The organism is Vibrio sp. THAF190c, from assembly GCF_009363355.1.
Taxonomy (GTDB): Bacteria; Pseudomonadota; Gammaproteobacteria; order Enterobacterales; family Vibrionaceae; genus Vibrio; species Vibrio fortis_A.
This window is the reverse complement of sequence record NZ_CP045338.1, coordinates 202,723-220,800: the sequence shown is the minus strand read 5'-3', so window position 1 is coordinate 220,800 and position 18,078 is coordinate 202,723. Positions and strand designations below refer to the sequence as shown.

Genomic DNA, 18,078 nt, shown 5'->3' with positions numbered 1-18,078 from the left:
ACCCTAGATTGGATTAGAACAAACAATAGCATCAACAACCGCTAGTGAAGATTTTCCAATATTTGGAAAATAATGCTCCCTAGTATTATGAGTATCGATAGAGAAATCAGAGTTGAGCAACTTAACTAATGATTCGAATGAGTCAACGATTGGTGTTTTAGATATTGAAAAAAACTGCTTCAAATGATAGTACTCATAGAAGCTAGATAGGTTAGATTCGCTTGATTCAATATTGATAGATATTGGTTTTACACCCGCTGCGATGGCGTCAAGCATCATTGTTGAAGCCATCGAAATACAGATGTCACTATTTGCCAACAAGCGGGCTAAATCATCATTTACGAGTTTAGAAGGTTTCCAGTCCAAAATATTACCAGACTGCGTATTAGTCACCCAAAATTTGGCTTCATAATCCTTGATGCAACAATCAAATCGACTGAGTGAATCATTAGGGTGTAACTTTACAACGACTTCAATTAGCGGATTTAAATCAGCATAATCCAATAATTTTTTTACTAAAATCTCTTCACCAGGATATAAATGCGGTCCAGAGGTCGCATAAAGCAATCGAACTTTGTTATCGACTAACTTAGATTCACTCGACTGAGTATATATATCAAACTGCGGTATCCCTACATGTCGAGTGTTATATTCTTTATAATCTAGAGGATATAACTCTGACAACATTTTTGCTACGGCTTTGCCCCAAACCAATACTCTATCGTATCTCCCATAAAAAATACCCTTAGTACACAGGTTATCCCAGCTAGGAATAAATGCAATTTTTTTATCTATATCTATATCTCTAGACAAATAGTATTCGTTTATAGAAAAAGGAGACGTAGAGAGAAAGCAATCAAATTTACCATACCTTATAGGTGACTTACTTCTATTCAGATGACTCCGCGATAACTTGTAAAAAAAATCACAGAATAAACGATTATTAACAATAGTGTTTACAAGCCAATAGATAAAAAACGGAAGCCTAGATATAGCTTTTTTTGCCTCAGAATCAAGGCCGTAAGACTTTTGCATTGTAACGCGATATATATTTCTGAACAAAGAATCAATCTTGCTTTCTTTTGTTTTAGGCAACTTTATAACGCTAACATTCACCGATTTAAGCTGTTCTTTGACGATTTCTAATTGCTCCTCACCTGCCAATACAGTAAGTTCGCTTTTGTAGGAAAGTTCTTTGACAATCCCTGTATAAAATAAATTTTTAATACACCAACTACTGGTGCAAGTCATTAGTATCTTTTTCTTCATTTATCAGTTTCACAGTAATAAAAGTAAAGTAAAATCATTGAACTTAAAACATAGCTTGAAATGTAGATAATATATGCATCAAATGGATTAGATACTTCAGTAAAGTTAAATAAAACCATAAAAATAGACACATAGCCAAATCTTGATAACATTAAGGGAAGTGTCCGGCTAATTGAGAAATAGAATGACTCTAACAACTTATTTATACAAATGGGAATAGCCACAAACATATAAATATTTATGGCATAATCCATGTTAAAACTGTCCTCAAAAAGAAACTTGGCTAGTGCACTTCCAAAAAAAAGAAAAAAAATGGCGATGGCACACAGTATAGAACAAGTAACAAGGATATCAGTTGTTAAGTTTCTTTTATCGCCCAAACTTAACCTGTTCAAAAGTACACTGGCAAATGCCCCAATGGTGACAACAATAACCTCCAAAAAGCTATGATAGATAACTATCGTGGAAACCATTCCTCCAGTCAAAAAAAATGGCGCAAGAATAACGATAGACCTATAGTTAAAAAATGCAAGTGATGTTACCAGGAATATTTTTATATGCTTATTATAGAAATCAAAAATGGCATTTTTTGATATTGATATTGACACTCTGAATCTGAAGATAGAGAAGAAAAATGGAAGAATATATAAAATAGAAAGATATACATATAAAACCAGATCATCTTTCAGCAATATATAGTCAGCAACCAACAAGAAAAAAAATGAAGCAATTATGGGTAAATTGGTGATATAAAATAATTCTTTAAATCTCTCTTTACCTGTTAAATATAAAGAATAAGTTGCCACATAAGTGAGAAATGGAAGTAAGAAGACAATATAACTCAGATTTAAAAAGCAATAGGAAAAAAGAGAAATAAGTACAGCATGCAACACTGGTATATAAAACAAACATGAAAAGTTTTCATCTTTGCATTTCGCGGCCTCTCTTTGAATGCTAATCAAACTACCGAAAGATGCTAATTTTGACAAAAAAACCACAAAATTCACTGAAGCTATAAATATACCGAATGCTTCCCCGCCCAATATTCTAGATAGCAATGTTTTAATAAAGAATTGTATACCTGCACTCGAATACTTTATACCGACCAATAACATGGAACTCTTAAACATTTTTATACCTTTGAAGGCTATAAACAATCAATATAGTTATCGTTGAATGAGCCAAAGAGTTAGTTACCTGAAAAAATTCCACACCAGTGATATGTGAGAATAAAATAAATGAAAAGAAACTAAGCAGCGTCACGCCTGTTAAATTGCCAATCGTCCTATGGTGTACGAAAACTCTATAAAACGAATAAAACATCAAGCTATATAATATCAAAGTTACAAAAACCCCTCTCTCTAACAATGTTGTTAGAAACATATTATGAGCCGATTTATAACCAAGGTTGCTAATTGATGATATCATTTCATAAAAATTACCCACACCAACTCCGAAAAATATTGAGCTTGTATTATCGGATAGATAACTCATCGTTAATGACCAAATACTTTCTCGGCCAGACAACTGGAAACTATTTTCAAAAGAGTACTCTAAAGTATTAGATAAGTTTGACGCTATGTTAAACTTTAACCCCCAAAACCATATGATTTCTAATAATTCTTCCCAAAAAACCAATAGAAAAATAGATACCGCCAACACTAACGCTAAAACCACTTTCGCTTTCCCTTGGCTGACAAAACTGTAAATCAGAGATGTAAATATAAACACTGATAGAGTCAATGCTCCGCGTGAATATGAAAAAGCGATTATTAACAAAAAAACAATGAAAGCAAACAAGGTCTGAGATTGTGAATTTCGGTAATTATTAAATACTATAGGCAAACTCAAAAATGCTACTCCCACAATCATGTATAAGTTACCGGATTGTAGACCAAGACTAGCTGTTGAATTTCTCAAAGACATTTCGATGGGTATAGTAATCGCCGTACCTAAGAGCAAAATCATTATAGAAAAATTAAAGACGGAATCCAACTTTAGCACATTAGCTTGCTTCATTGCCAAATACAGAGTAAGTGGAAGTACACAACTTACAAATAAATAACCAATCGAGTCAAACTTGGATATACCACTGATATTGTTACCTATTAATAATAACAGCATTGTTACCAACGCTATTATTACTTCTTCTTTTGATATCGACTTACTACAAAGGATTAAACCGATAGATATTATTATTGCAGGAAAAACCCTATATAAAAGTGTACCTTCCGTGTCAAATATAAATAATGTCTGATACAATGGAAGTGTGATGGATATGAATAAAGCAACGCCTAGTCTCTTTTCCATTGAGTTATAAGACAATAAGGTCCACATAGCTATAACATTGAATGTGATAACAATAAAAATTCGATAAAAACTTAATGGACCATTCATTTTAAAATCAGAAAAATGTAAGATAACTGAAGCAACAAACGAGAACACTATTGAGAAGAATAGTATTAAAGCATTACCTTTTAATAAGTAATTCATATATTTGATGTAGAACCTTAATTAGAGCTTATGGAACCTTATAAATGCAAGAGCTATATTACCACCTAAGTCCATTTTCATATCTAAATTTTAGAAATTCAAGATCTAGTTCATCATCTATGTTTGAAAAATCATCCATTAATATAGTCTTGGTTTCTTCAGAAAAAAGAGAGTTATTTTTTAAAATATTGCCAACTGTTGAAACATATATTGCGCCAGTCAACTGATATACAGACGGTAGCTGTTGCCTTGGTAACTCAGAGGAAGCGCCTTCTATAAACGGCTTCAAATTTCCATTTTCATCAATTTTTTTCAACTTATATGGGTTAGGCTCATCGACTTTTGCTACAGTTACTACGGATTGCATTGTGGTTTGACATTTTTTAACTGCCGAATCAACCATTTCTGCAGTCCGAATGGGCGATGTAGGTTGTAAAAGTACAATTATGGAATCATCACCTAATGAAATATTTTTGATAAAGTCTTTGATAACATCAATAGACAATGCGCTGTCAGAGGAAAGTCGTTTTGATCTCAAACCATAACTATTCGCACCATATTTCATTGCTATATCTAAGTATTGTTGTGAATCTGTAGAAATATACACATCATCTACATAGTCGCTCTTAAGCCCAACATCGATGGCATGTTCCAATAAAGTCATTCCATTAAATTGGGCGATATTTTTATTTGGGAATCCCTTCGATCCCCCCCTTGCAGTTACCAGACCAATCACTCTTGTCACTTTAAACGTCTAACCTCTTTGGAAAAAACATACCAGAAGATAGAGAGCCCAATAAATAATGCACTCCCATCTACATTCAATACATATAATTAATAAATCTAGTATTCAATTCCTTTTAATACTTCATATTTAAGATTAGAAATTTCGCGAACAATACGCTCCCCTGCATTCCCGTCTCCAAAAAGGTCACTCTGTTCATATTTCCCATGCTTTAGTTGTAAAGAAATTGCTTCCGAAATATCATTTGTGTTATAGCTACAAAAATCAACATTATCACTATGCTCTCTCATATTTTGTCTATCTCCGATTGATACACATGGTACACCTAAAAAGGCACCTTCACGAAGAAATGAAGAAGAGTTACCAACAGCACAACTAGCATTAGCTAATACACGAATAAAGTCTTCTGCACTAAAGTTTTTGTAAAAATGAAAATTGGACTTCATATTGTTTTCTCTAAAAACCCTTATTCCCTTTGATACATCCTCTCCACCGGCATCAGAGTTTGGCCATAAAACCACTTTTTGATAATTTTCAAACTTTATAAGGGCTTTAAGGGTTGCCGTAACTTGTTCTAAACCATCACCATAACTGGTGGTAACTGGATGTTGGATCATAAGTATATACGGTTTATCCCAGTCAATATCTTGACCCACACCACCATATTTACTCATAATCTCATTGGAAATATGTGTATCTGAGTTCGCAATTACATCCATGGCTGGGCAGCCATAATTAAAAACATTACTTGGCTTTTCTCCCATTCTGATCACTCTATCTCGACTCTTTTCTGTCGCTACAAAATGAAAGTCTGCTAATTTGGTTATTGCATGTCTTACACGGTCGTCAATATTGCCACTCACTTCCCCCCCTTGTACATGGATCAATGGGATATTCAAATATGATGCTGATACCGCTGTAGCCATTGTTTCAAAACGATCTGCTACTGATATTACAAAATCTGGACTCAGTTCATCCAGAGCGGAAGAAAGTTCTATTATCCCCATTCCTGTTGATTTAGCTTGGGTTAAAAGAGTTTCACCTTCGACAATATAATGAAGCGCTTTTACAGGGTTAAAACCATCTTCTTTGATAATATTAATAGCTTTACCAAATCGGTCTAACAAAGTTGACGCTCCGACGATGAGTTGAAGTTCCATTGCTGGGTTATCCTGTACAGCTTTTAGAACATATTTTATTCTTCCGTAATTTGCTCTACTCGCAACAACAACACATACTTTTATCTTATTCATCAAAATCACCGATGTTTAAATAATCATCAAAAGACTTATTAACCTTTAGCTGCTTACCAATAAATCGTAACGCTTCATCATAAGTTAATCCTCCGCCTGGCTTTTTCATCGCGAAATCACTTCTTGATAAAGTTGCGCCTTTTTTTATATCTTTAATAAAAAAAGCACTTCTGGAGAATAACTTCTTAGTCTCTACTCTAGCTTCTGCTTGTTCTGATTTGTTTACTTTAGAGTTAATCCCAGCTTCTACAAAACGAATACCATCCACAAGATATTTTAACTCATCAATCGTCACCGAACTTTTAGTGTCCGGACCAAAGCACTGTTTGGAAAACACAGTATGTACTTCAATAAGTTTTGCACCCAAAGCTACAGAAGCTATAGAAGGGAATATAGTTCCTGAATGATCTGAAAGTCCAACTGGTACATTATATTTATGTCTCAGTTCGTCTATAACATTATAGCCAATATCCTTAGGCCCACACGGATATGATGTTGTACATTGAAAAATAGCCAACGGGCTATCCGAACTTTTTATTTTATTTACAATATCGTCAAGCTCAGAATAATTGGACATACCTGTCGATAAAAGGATTGGTTTTTTTGTCTCAATTAATGCCTCAATAAGTTGACGGTTATTGGTATCTCCAGAACCAACCTTAAACGCTGGTATATCAATATCCTGCAATAGTTCAATTGCACTAAGTGAGAATGGAGTTGATAAGAAGTCCAACCCAACTTCAGCTGCATGCTCTGCCAAGCCTTTCCACTGTTCTGGTGTAAACTCCATACGTTTCCAATAATCATAACGAGTTTCATCTTGTGGAAAAACTTTTACTCTAAACTGCTCATGCCTTGTCGATTCTTCAGCTGCTATATGAGTCTGAAATTTGATGGCATTCACTCCGGTCTTGGATACTGCATCAATATAGGCATGAGCCGTACCTAAACTACCATCATGAGCCTGACCAATTTCAGCGATAATATAACAACTTTTACCACCAATTTCGTTTTTGTTTATTTTAATACTAGTCACTTCCATATTCCCTTAGTATCGATCAAATAATCAGTCGGAAGTTTAACCTCTTTAAACTCTCTATGATCAACTAATAACACACCGATATCAGACAATTGCTCAGCTTCTATTAATGAGCACAGCTTAATATCCTTATACTCAAAGTTATCTATGTTGGGCTCTACTGCTAGAACTCTCCCCGCATGCATATCTGATATGGCTTTCGTAATTTCTAGAGCAGGACTTTCTCTAAGGTCATCAATATCTGATTTAAAAGCTAACCCGTAACACGCTATAGTAATATCTTTAGCTGTCTTATCGGGGTTTTCCTGTAAAAAATCAGAAATTGCCATCTTAACTTGATTTACAACCCATAGTGGTTTGTTATCGTTGACATTTCTAGCTGTATGAATAAGACGAGCTTCTTCGGGTGTTTTTGAAACTATAAACCAAGGGTCAACAGCAATACAATGCCCCCCAACACCAGGTCCCGGTTGTAAAATATTAATTCGAGGATGACGATTTGCTAATGATATGAGCTCCCAAACATTAATATCGAGTTTGTCACAAATAATTGAAAGTTCGTTGGCAAACGCTATTTGAACATCGCGACATGAATTTTCGGTTAACTTTGCCATTTCAGCAGTACGTGCGTTAGTTATAACACATTCGCCCTGAACAAATATTTTATATAGCTCTACACTACGCGCTGAGCATTTTTTAGTTAAACCACCGATTACACGATCATTCTCAACCAATTCACGTACTACATGACCTGGTAAAACACGCTCAGGGCAATGTGCAATATTAATATCCGCATCTTCGCCTCTAGCTTGAGGGAAGGTTAAATCCTCCCTTGCAACAGCTAACCATTCCGCCATTTGCTCTGTTGCACCAACAGGAGAAGTTGATTCTAGGATCACCAAATCTCCTTTCTTTAAAACAGGTGCAATTGCTTTACATGCGGCTTCGATAAACCTCAAATCTGGTTCAGGGATCTGACCTTTGACGCAATCGTTAAAAGGTGTGGGTACAGCAATAAGAAAGGCGTCCGCGGGCTCAGGAGTAGTTACAGCTTTTAAATAACCTTCTGTTACTGCAGCATGTACTATCATATCTAAATCTGGCTCAACAATGTGAATTTCACCACGATTAATCGTATCTACAGCGTTTTGGTTGACATCGACACCAATTACTTTCTTTTTACGAGATGCAAACATTGCTGCTGTCGGCAAACCTATATAACCTAAGCCTACGACTGAAATTGTTTCAAATGACATTGTTATTTCCTAAAGTTTTATTTCGCTAATTCGTTCAATATTTTTTGACAAGCATTACCATCACCGTATGGATTGTGTGCAAAACTCATCGCTTGATATGCAGTTTCATCAGTCAACAACGAATTTAGACTGTCAACTATCACTCCAGTATTAGTGCCAACTAGTTTAACCGTACCAGCATCAACAGCTTCTGGTCGTTCTGTAGTATCTCGCATCACCAATACTGGCTTACCTAATGAAGGTGCTTCTTCTTGAATACCACCAGAATCTGTTAAAATGATATGAGCGCGGTTCATTAAATATATAAAAGGTAGATACTGTTGAGGCTCAATAAGATAGATGTTATCAATGTGAGCAAGCAAACGATTTACAGGCTCACGCACGTTTGGATTAAGATGCATTGGATATAGAATTTGTGTGTCAGGATGTGCTTTTGCTACAACGGCAAGTGATTCACAAATACGCTCAAATCCCCCCCCAAAGCTCTCTCTACGGTGCCCCGTTACCAAAATAAGTTTCTTGCTATCATCTAAGAACGGAAACTGGGCAGTAAGTGTTGCGCTCAAATCACTATCAGAATCAATTTTGTCTTTCACCATCAGTAAGGCATCAATTACAGTATTACCCGTTACACTGATATCATCGGGATTAAAGTTTTCAGTTAGAAGGTTTTCTTTTGACGTTTGTGTTGGTGCAAAGTGATATTTAGTTAACGCCCCTGTTAGACGGCGATTGCCTTCTTCTGGCCATGGTGAGTAAATATTGCCCGTACGAAGACCCGCTTCCACATGCCCTACTGCAATCTGCTCATAATAAGCAGCTAAACTTGCTGCAAATGTTGTCGCTGTATCTCCATGCACTAAAACTACATCGGGTTTGAATTCTTTGAGAACAGGTTTAAGCTCTAACAAAATGCTCGATGTCACTTCGTTCAGCGTTTGACCAGCTTTCATCAAATTTAAATCGTAGTCTGGTTTTATTTCAAACAGTTCTAATACTTGATCAAGCATTTCACGATGTTGAGCGGTAACGCAACACTTTGCTTCAAAGCGATCATCGGCCGCTAAAGCATGAACCAAAGGTGCCATTTTGATGGCTTCTGGACGCGTGCCAAAAACCGTAAGAACTTTTTTCTTAGTCATTTTATTGAACTTCCAACCGACAGGTGAAATGAAAAGATGTGATTTGAAACTTCAGGCCTCAAAGTTAAATGACGCTGAGGCACATTTCATTCATTCGGGGAAGCCTATTTTAGAGCCCCTCCCCCAAAAAACCAAATTGAGCTTATATATAAAAAGCTCTTAAATAGGACTAAATTCCTCTTTGCTATTTCTCATCACTTGAATATGTGTAGTTATAGTACCCATAATTATAAGAGCTTGACGTTTTCTTTTCTATTGCATTAAAAATAACACCTTTAACTTCAATACCGGATTGCTCAAAGCGATTACGTGCTACATCAATCTCTTTAACCGTATTTTGACCAAAGCGCGCAACCATTAATGTAGTTCCAGCAAATGTGCCAACAATACTTGGATCAGTTACAGCTAAAACTGGTGGTGTATCAACAATAACTAGATCGTACTCATTTGAAGCCCATTCCATAAACTCTGCAAAACGTGGATGCATTAACAATTCTGATGGGTTTGGCGGAACTTGACCGCGAGTAATAATATCTAGATTGTCAACAAGGGTTGATTTAATTGATTCTGAAAATTCTTGCTTACCACTCAACAAATCAGACAGGCCATTATCCCATTTAACGCCAAAACTTTGCTGCAAATAGCCTTTACGCATATCCGCATCAATCAATAGCACTTTTTGTCCCGTTTTCGCAGCCACTGCAGCAAAGTTAGTAGAGATAAAGGATTTACCAATACCGGGCGCAGGGCCCGATATCATTAATATATTATTCTTTGCTTCAAGCATTGCGAAATGCAAGCTTGTTCGTAAGCCACGCAGCGCTTCTACAGAAAGGTCCGCAGGGTTAGACTCAGCAAGCAGTGCCTGTGTACCAGAATTTTGTTTTCTCTTGGATTTAAAACGATTAGATAACTCTAATTGCAGATCAGACTTAGGTACCGCTGCATAAACAGGTAAACCAAGTTCTTCAATTTGGTCAGGGCTTTCAACGCCACGTTGAAATGCTGTTCTAACTAACACGAATGCCACACTTGTCATACTACCCAAAAGCGTTGCTAGTATAACAATCAATGATTTCTTCGGTTTTACAGGTCCTGAATACGTTTGCGCATCATCTAATATGCGAACATTACCTACCGTACCCGCTTTTATAATGCTCAGCTCTTGTACCTTATTTAAAAGCTGGATGTAGATTTGCTGGTTTACTTCAACATCACGCGTCATACGGAGTACTTCACGTTGTGTTTTAGGTAACTTTTGCACTTGTCGGTTTAAACGTTCCTTCTCTTTCAAAAGCGTTTCGCGTTTGTCAATTAGTGCTTTATATGCAGGATGATCTTTGGTAAATCGTTGGCTAATTTCACTCTCTTTAAACGTCAGTTCATTAAGCTGAGCTTCAAGTTCCACCATCACTTTAAGAGTAGATTGAGCCTCTAAGCCTAAATCGATCGACTCATTTTCTTGACGGTAGTTATTTAATGCGTCCTCAAAGGTGGTTAGCTGCGCTTTAATTCCTGGTAGGTGACCTTCAAGAAATGCCAAACTTTTCTCAGCTTCCGCTGAGTTGCGTTTTACATTTTGTAAGAAATAAATTTGGCTAATATGGTTTAAGATTTCAGAAATCTGCTGCTTATTTTCGCCCACAAAGCTTAGCTTCAGAATGCCCGTTTGTTTACCTTGCTCAGACAAAGATAATGATTGCTTTAGCCATTCAATTGCATCTAAACGGCTACGATTAGTAATAGCAAACTCAGAACCGTTGTGAGATTCAAAACCCGCAACAAAAAGACTGTAACCATCTGCGGCAGCCAACTTACCAACTTTACCCTCTATGATGACACGTTCGTCTTCTCGTATCAGTTGATAAGAGCCCTTCTCTGCATCTACTATATGAATAGTATGCGCATATCCGCTAGCATGGCTTGGAACAACAAACCGACTAACCGAAATCTCATTGATATCACCAGTTAAACGAGCTATGCCTTTCCCTACAACTGGCATGTAGATTGGCGATATAACTGTGGTCAAATTGAACTTATCTACCGTTTCACCTAGGATCATTCTTGATCTAATGATCTCAATTTCAGTAGTAGCAGAAGACTCTTGCGAGAACAACTCTCCCATATCACCAACCATTGAGGATATACCCCCAGAGCTTTTCTCTTCAATCTGGATTAGTGCATCTGCTTTGTAAATAGGGGTGGATAACAGTGCAAGTACTACACCGCCAACCGCGAAGATAAATGTGCTAAAGATAATCCACCATTTGGCATCAAGTAAAATACCAAACAGTTTCCCTAAATCTATCTCATCTGAGTTATCAGTTTGTGATTGCCTAGATGGTTTTGTTGTCATTGATTTGCTACTTCCTAAAACTCGTACTGTTTTGTTAGTCAGCTTATTGAAAACAAACCAACCTAAACGTATTTATGTTATCTTTGCTGCTTACTCTAATGAGTTAGACGCTTTGTTAAATCGATTATAGCTTTTTCACCCACGCTCGTGCGGCTTCTTCAATTAGCTTATAAGCATGTTCAAAGGCTTCTCGACTTTGGCGATAGGGATCTGGAATGTCTTGTTGCCCTATCCATTGGCCAAACAACATAGTTTTACCGCGAGCTTCTGGAGAGATCTTAGTTAGAGCTTCCATGTGACCTTTTTCCATAACCAATATCAAATCATACTGCACACAAAGTTGTGGCGTAACTTGCTGTGATTGATGGCCTTGTACATCAAAACCATTTTCTGCCGCAATCTGAATTGCAGTTGCATCTGCAGGCTTCCCAATCAAACCGCTTTTTTCCGCTGCAATACCTGCGGATGCAACTTGTTTGTTTGGCAATAGTTTTTGTAAAACACGCTCACCTGTTGGCGAACGGCAAATATTACCAACACAGACCACAAGAATTTTATTAAACATAAATTACTATCAACCATATAAAACAGGCCACACAAAATGTGACCCGATACTTAATTTACTTTATTTACGGCCAGTTACGGATACGTAGTACGCCTTCTGTAAGGTCATTGAAACCGGTAATGGTTGGAACAAGCTGTCCAATAACGCGGTTCCAACGGCTGATCGGTGCTGCCGTTACATAAACAATATCGTACGGTTTTAAATCAAACTCGGTACCGATCACAAGAGCTGACGCATCTTCCATATTCAATTGGTAGATATCCGCCATGCGCTCTGATTTATCATCAGAAGTACGGATCACAAACACACCTGTTGCATCAGCGGAAAGTTGGTTTATACCACCCACATTGCTTAATGCTTCAGTTAGGCTCATGCCTGCACGATCGATTTTTAGTAGCTGAGGTTCATTCACTTCACCCATCACAAACACTTTTTGATTGTCATTACGTGGTACATGAACGATATCGCCAGCTTGTAACAAACGGTTTTGAGTCAAGTCACCACGCTGCATTAAGCCATAAAGTGAAATGTTTTCTTCAAAACCATTACGCGTTAAAGAAACATTACGCCAATCTGCATCTTCAGATAAGCCGCCAGAGCGGTTAACCGCATCAAGCAGCGTCAAAGGAATATTGGTGATGGGTTGTTGACCAGGTGCTGTCACTTCGCCAGTAATATAGGTTTTCTTAGAGCGGAAAGCCGCTACATTGACATCAACCTGCGGGCTTTCAATGTACTTAGCTAAACGCTCTGCTACATCTGCACGAATTTCACGAACAGTTTTACCAGCCACCTCTACTGTACCGATATAAGGGTAGAAAATGGTGCCATCGGCATGTACCCAGTTACCCGCCTCAGAGGCACTACGATATGAACCAGCAGGAATCGTCAGTTCAGGGTGATCCCAGATCGTGACATTCAAAATATCACCCACACCAACTTTGTACTCATACTTAGCGATCTCGACATCTAACTCAGAGTTAGCTTGAGATACAGACGGAGTTTGACTCTTATAATTAGAGACCGTTTGAGCAGTTAGAGGATAAAGGTTAACAACATCTGAAATATCCGCAGCTTGTTGTTCCTCTGAAGGAAGGATCACATTCTTATCATCGGTAGTAAGGTGCGTGCCTGGAGTAGTACAGCCAACCAATAAGGCAGGCAATAACGCAAGAAAGAGACGATTTTTCTTAATCTTCATGTTAACCAAATCATAGTTGAGAAAATGTAATCACGTCCAAGTGACACAAAGTAGATAACATTACCATTAGCAATGGCTTAAACGGAGGGGAAAAGGAGTGATAGTTTGATATCGGTTCCACTTTAAATAGCTTTCGGGCACGCTACCGCCCGTTGATATACCGCGACATCACACTGCGTAGTTTTCCGTGCACCATAATCAGCCCCTAGAACGGTAAAAAAGCCAATGGTGATTTTATAAAGCACGCATCAAAAACATGCTCAAATTTAATCCGTATGTATTATCCACAGTTTGTTTGTATTATCAACCTTGTTGAATGGTTGGGTGCTTAGAAAAATAAGAATCAAATTACATATAGATTCGGGATGCGAAGAGATTTAAAAGCAGATACGGCATTCGCGTAACGAGATGCGAAAAAGCACAGGCTCTTCGCATCCCGTATTTCGTTTACTCTAACCTGCTCTTAAGCTCTTCGAATCTCGAATCCCGCTTACTCTTATCTTCACTTTATTTCACCTTACTTGGCCTTTGGAACCATGGCGATCTTGCGTCAGTTTGTTCAAACAAATTGTACTGTTTGTTCAGAACCTGTCCGCCATCACGGGTTAGCGGTTGCCATGTGAATTGAGTTCGGTTTGAGCTAGGTTTTACAGTCAACAAATCAAATGGAATCGATACGTAGAAGCCTTTTGTGTAGCTGCCCTCACCAAAATCTTCTTCACTTAAGTCAGTTAAGCTAACAAACGCACCTGCAATCACGCCGCTCTTGAACTGTTTTGAAAAGTCGATACGGGTACCCACATCACCTGCTAGGAATTTACCAAAGCCAACTTTAAATAGTGTATCGCTTAAGAACTTCCACTGTGGCATGTAGTAACCAGTCACAAAGCCGGTGGTGCCTTTATCAATAACTCGATAAGAACGGTTCGGATCTGTTGGGTGAGCTTGCCACTCTTCATCAAAGGTTTCAAACCAGCTATCAGGGTCACGTTGGCTAATGGCAGTCACATCTGCACCAATAGCCCAGTTAGTATTATATGGGCGGTAAAGTAACTCACCACCGACACCCGCAAACATACTCTCTAGGTAACCTGCGTAGGCTTGGCTGTATATACCGCTACCGTAATCTTCAAACCAAGTGAGTTGTAATCTGTCTAAACGAACTGGTTCTTCCACATATTCTCGGAACAGGGTTCTTACCCTTGCGGTTTGGTCGGTGCCATCTTCAGGTACTGTATAGTTAAACTTGTCGTAGTTGTCGATAAGGTTTATATACAAAGAACCAGACAGCTCGATGTTATTAGTCGCCCAGTAAGAGGCGTTGGTATACAAACCTAATGCATACAAATAAAAATCTTCAGCAGAACCAAAAGATTGAGCCAAGTTTGGAGATACTGAAACATCAAAACGTTCTCGCGCATCGTAGTACTCCACAGCTGAGGTCGATGCAACATCTCTATTTTGAGTAGAATCTTTGATATCAGAATCTAAATAAGCGTAGCTGGCAGATTTCTTAAACTGTTGAGCATTAACATCCGTTTGTGAAAGCTCACCAGCATTACTGGTTTCAACAATTTGGTAGGTATTGATGTAATCAGGAACGTGATTAGCGATAACCGTTGCTCCACGCTCAAGTGCTACTTCACGGTCGCGGTATTTAACCTGTTCACCCTTAACCACCAGCGTATTGTCGTCAACCAGAACCATTGCTTGCTCATAGCCTGCAATGGTATCTAACTCTTCTGTTAGTTTAGCTAAATCAACCTCATCCATGTTGCTCGCTTCAGTAGGACGAAGCACTGCGGCTTCCGTGTCACGCCAAATTGAGGCGATTTCATTGAAGTTCGTGGTTAGGTCAAATCCCATAGTTAAGGTATCGCCGCGCTCGTAACTCACCTTAGCTGTAGCCCAGTCATTAAATCGATACAGAGCCCCTATATTCCAAGGTGTATGTTGCGTCATATCAACACCGCCACGCACTACGGGGAAATCTTGTGAATAGTCGTTGCTATCGTATTCGAGCTTTAACGTTAGTGGCTTGTATGGTGTCTGGTACTCTAAGCCACCGTAAATTGCTGCATCACCTTTAAACCAACGTTCAAAATCAATACTGCCACCATTACCTTTGAAATCAGAAGGGCGTTCACAAAACCTATCGCTAGCTTTACAGAATGGATTTGTAAAATTACCACTGGTGCCCATGTACCCCCAGCCCATACCTAAAGTTAGATCTAGCGGGCCAAATCGCTTGCTGGCGGCAACAAATTCACCATCAAATAGACCTGTGCCACCAAAATCGCGAACACCAACCGATAACTCTGGCAGGTAGTAACCTTCTTCAATTAAGCGAACTTTGAAATCGATGCCTTTATCTGTGTACTTAGTACAGCCACTAAAACTGTTTTGAGAACAATCTCCACTGCCGCTACCACTGTAAAGTAAGCCTTGAACTTGGGTATAACGAATCGTGGTTTCTAACCAAGGCATAACCTGCAAACTAACGTTATAAAAATAGTACTCGTTGTTGAATGATGCACTTAAGTTGAACTCACCTTCAGGTGCCATGCGTGCAGTTGGCATCTGCATTAAACCCACGCCACCAAAATTGGTTTGCGAATGCTTTAACGTCGGAGCATTAAAGCTTGAAACTTCCATTTCTGAAGGCGCCTGCTCTTGTGCAGTGACAGAAAAGCTACTCACAGCCAGAAAAGCACCAGCAATCGAACTTGCAAGAAGCGTTAATGGGAATGATTGATTGGCTGACATTACAAATTAACCTTATGACGTAGAAGTTCGATAATATTTTGATTCAAAGTTGAAAACTCGGAAGGCAGAGAGTCAAAAGCAATAAAAAGAATCGCACCGGGTGCAAAGTAAGCTTGTTTACTATTCCAGTAGGCATAGCTTACCTCATCAACATGACCATCTGGTTGAATGACAAATGCTGTGCTCTTATCCGCATTCGCCAACAACCCACCTTTTGGTAACATTGATAGATAGTTATCTAACTGACCATGTTCAATCAGCTTTAGCTTGTGTGTTTGTTTTACGGCCCCAACCATAGTTAGGTGAGTTGGCCTTTCGGTCAAATACAAATCGAAACGCTGCGCTTGGTTTAGCTTATCTGATTCGAGCACATCCCCTTTTGAAGCCAGTATGTTTTTTGAAAACGGTATATTTTCAGAAACTAATAGCGGATTTTTCTCTGGTTGGGAGATCACTGCGTCTCTATCTAAATCGACAAAGTAACGCGCTTGGTATTCAAAGGACTCCAATTGTGTAATCACAGATTTTACTTGCGGTTCTTGAAGTGCCAATTGATTCAACTGTTCAATCACTTGTGCTTTTAAAGTATCAACTTGCTGTTGTGCATTACGATCAAACAGTTGTGCTGATAGTGGAAAATAACCTAATGCACCATTGGCATTTGCATCATCTAACACCTGCTCCAGGCGAACGGGTTGTGAGTAATTGAGGGTGATGCCCTGCACTGGCAACTCAACACTAAGTTGTAGTTCTTGCGGTAAAGAAAGAGCGTGTGTCACGCCTGATAGGAATAACGAAGAGCAAAGCGAAGCCAATGCTGCACGTTTACCGAATTTCATTAATGATTTCATAGTGTCTATCACCACCGATTAGTTCGCTTGATAAGGCTTAAGCAGGGTTAACTCTAAGCGAGTCATGTTTGGGCCAAGATACTGAACTGTTTTGACTACCTTGCCTTGGCTGTTTACCCAATATTCATTTTCTATTTTCTCACCAAGCGCTGGATAGCTCACTTGTTCGATAAACTTGCGTGTTTCTATAGCGGCCAATGGTGTTTGTACCGTTTCTTGGTTGACATAGCTGCGAACAATATTAGCACTGTACCCAAATCGGTAATCTGGTTGCCAATCGTATGTGGCTTGCCAGCGCTCTGCTTTGGGCTCGGTCGACAAGTCAAAGCTTGGCACTAGTGCATTCTCAGGCTTCGCTGTTAGGCCTGATAGATTTTCGTAAGGCAATAACAAAGTTTGAACTACGCGGCCATTTTCGGTCACGATCATCGCTTTATCAGAAGACATCCACTTTAGTTGCTCTGCACCCGTTTCTGGGTTTTGCCCAACAAAGGCCAAAACCATAAATATTTTACCTTGGTCTTCAATCTGCGCGTAAATGCTGGCGTAAGGCAGGTCTTGAATGTATTTAGCTGTGGTAGAAACGTCAGCATCTCCAAACATAGCTTCATTAAAAGTGGCATTTAAGTCTTGGAACTGCTGGGAACAGCCTGCAAGCAACAAACCTAAAGAGGCAATAAGAGGTTTAATCATGATTGTTTTGCGCTTCCTAGCGATATTGTGAACACACTAATATAAAAAAACCACCTTATGCTCACACATAAAATGGCTTTTCATTAACTCAACTAATAAATTAGTTAGTTGTAGTTGTAGTTGTAGCGCCACCGTCGTTGGAAGATACTGCTACTGCTGCGCCTACTGCTACTGCTGCAGTTGTTACCGCTACAGTTGTTGCTGTGCCCGCTGCTGCCGCTGAAGCTGCTGCGCCGCCTGCTGCTGCGCCACTAGAGCCTGCACCAGCACCTGCCGCTGCTGCAGTTTCGGTAGCTGCGAAAGCCGCACTTGAGAAGCTAACAGCTAGTGCTGCTACTAAAGCAATCTTTTTCATAATGATTCCCATAAAATATAAACGTTTATATACAGAGGCTAAGATTCCACCCCTTTCCGTTGTTCAGCTTAAACAACTAATTGATCATGATAGT

Annotated in this window: 15 protein-coding genes; all 15 read right to left on the bottom strand. The window is 38.8% G+C overall.

Features of this window, described 5'->3' with window-relative positions; all coding sequences use genetic code 11:
- Positions 1 to 3: 3 nt before the first annotated feature.
- The 15 genes from FIV04_RS00990 to FIV04_RS00920 all read right to left on the bottom strand — a co-directional run bounded on the left by FIV04_RS00990 (position 4) and on the right by FIV04_RS00920 (position 17,984).
- Complete coding sequence (locus FIV04_RS00990; RefSeq protein ID WP_152468028.1) at positions 4 to 1,269, bottom strand: hypothetical protein; 1,266 nt, start codon at positions 1,267 to 1,269, stop codon at positions 4 to 6.
- Complete coding sequence (locus FIV04_RS00985) at positions 1,266 to 2,399, bottom strand: hypothetical protein (protein ID WP_152468027.1); 1,134 nt, start codon at positions 2,397 to 2,399, stop codon at positions 1,266 to 1,268. The genes FIV04_RS00990 and FIV04_RS00985 overlap by 4 nt, the downstream gene beginning before the upstream one ends.
- Positions 2,392 to 3,762: an O-antigen ligase gene (locus FIV04_RS00980; protein WP_152468026.1), complete on the bottom strand. Its 1,371-nt coding sequence runs from the start codon at positions 3,760 to 3,762 to the stop codon at positions 2,392 to 2,394. Before FIV04_RS00980 ends, FIV04_RS00985 begins: the two co-directional genes overlap by 8 nt.
- 58 nt (positions 3,763 to 3,820) lie before the next feature.
- Entirely contained in the window at positions 3,821 to 4,498 is a 678-nt protein-coding gene (locus tag FIV04_RS00975) for an acylneuraminate cytidylyltransferase family protein (protein WP_172974215.1), read from the bottom strand.
- A gap of 107 nt (positions 4,499 to 4,605) precedes the next feature.
- On the bottom strand, positions 4,606 to 5,760 hold the full coding sequence (neuC, locus tag FIV04_RS00970; protein WP_152468024.1) for a UDP-N-acetylglucosamine 2-epimerase: 1,155 nt from the start codon (positions 5,758 to 5,760) through the stop codon (positions 4,606 to 4,608).
- Complete coding sequence (locus FIV04_RS00965; protein WP_216651665.1) at positions 5,753 to 6,796, bottom strand: N-acetylneuraminate synthase family protein; 1,044 nt, start codon at positions 6,794 to 6,796, stop codon at positions 5,753 to 5,755. Before FIV04_RS00965 ends, neuC begins: the two co-directional genes overlap by 8 nt.
- Positions 6,793 to 8,055 (bottom strand): UDP-N-acetyl-D-mannosamine dehydrogenase, encoded by a 1,263-nt coding sequence (gene wecC, locus FIV04_RS00960; protein WP_152468022.1) that lies wholly within the window; start codon positions 8,053 to 8,055, stop codon positions 6,793 to 6,795. Before wecC ends, FIV04_RS00965 begins: the two co-directional genes overlap by 4 nt.
- Positions 8,056 to 8,072: 17 nt before the next feature.
- Positions 8,073 to 9,197: a non-hydrolyzing UDP-N-acetylglucosamine 2-epimerase gene (gene wecB / locus FIV04_RS00955; RefSeq protein WP_152468021.1), complete on the bottom strand. Its 1,125-nt coding sequence runs from the start codon at positions 9,195 to 9,197 to the stop codon at positions 8,073 to 8,075.
- Between the two features lie 184 nt (positions 9,198 to 9,381).
- Positions 9,382 to 11,553 (bottom strand): polysaccharide biosynthesis tyrosine autokinase, encoded by a 2,172-nt coding sequence (locus FIV04_RS00950; RefSeq protein ID WP_152468020.1) that lies wholly within the window; start codon positions 11,551 to 11,553, stop codon positions 9,382 to 9,384.
- A 124-nt stretch (positions 11,554 to 11,677) separates the two neighbouring features.
- Positions 11,678 to 12,118, bottom strand: a complete 441-nt coding sequence (locus tag FIV04_RS00945) for a low molecular weight protein-tyrosine-phosphatase (RefSeq protein ID WP_152468019.1) — start codon at positions 12,116 to 12,118, stop codon at positions 11,678 to 11,680.
- Positions 12,119 to 12,182: 64 nt separating this feature from the next.
- Positions 12,183 to 13,319 (bottom strand): polysaccharide export protein, encoded by a 1,137-nt coding sequence (locus FIV04_RS00940; RefSeq protein ID WP_152468018.1) that lies wholly within the window; start codon positions 13,317 to 13,319, stop codon positions 12,183 to 12,185.
- A gap of 507 nt (positions 13,320 to 13,826) precedes the next feature.
- Complete coding sequence (locus FIV04_RS00935; protein WP_152468017.1) at positions 13,827 to 16,085, bottom strand: YjbH domain-containing protein; 2,259 nt, start codon at positions 16,083 to 16,085, stop codon at positions 13,827 to 13,829.
- Positions 16,085 to 16,924, bottom strand: a complete 840-nt coding sequence (locus FIV04_RS00930) for a capsule biosynthesis GfcC family protein (RefSeq protein ID WP_253895359.1) — start codon at positions 16,922 to 16,924, stop codon at positions 16,085 to 16,087. The genes FIV04_RS00935 and FIV04_RS00930 overlap by 1 nt, the downstream gene beginning before the upstream one ends.
- Before the next feature lie 30 nt (positions 16,925 to 16,954).
- Positions 16,955 to 17,629 carry a YjbF family lipoprotein gene (locus tag FIV04_RS00925; protein WP_152468015.1) on the bottom strand — a complete coding sequence of 225 codons (675 nt, stop codon included), beginning with the start codon at positions 17,627 to 17,629 and terminating at the stop codon, positions 16,955 to 16,957.
- 100 nt (positions 17,630 to 17,729) lie between these two features.
- The gene (locus FIV04_RS00920) at positions 17,730 to 17,984 is read right to left on the bottom strand and encodes a hypothetical protein (RefSeq protein ID WP_152468014.1); all 255 of its coding nucleotides are present in this window, start codon (positions 17,982 to 17,984) and stop codon (positions 17,730 to 17,732) included.
- Positions 17,985 to 18,078: the final 94 nt, after the last annotated feature.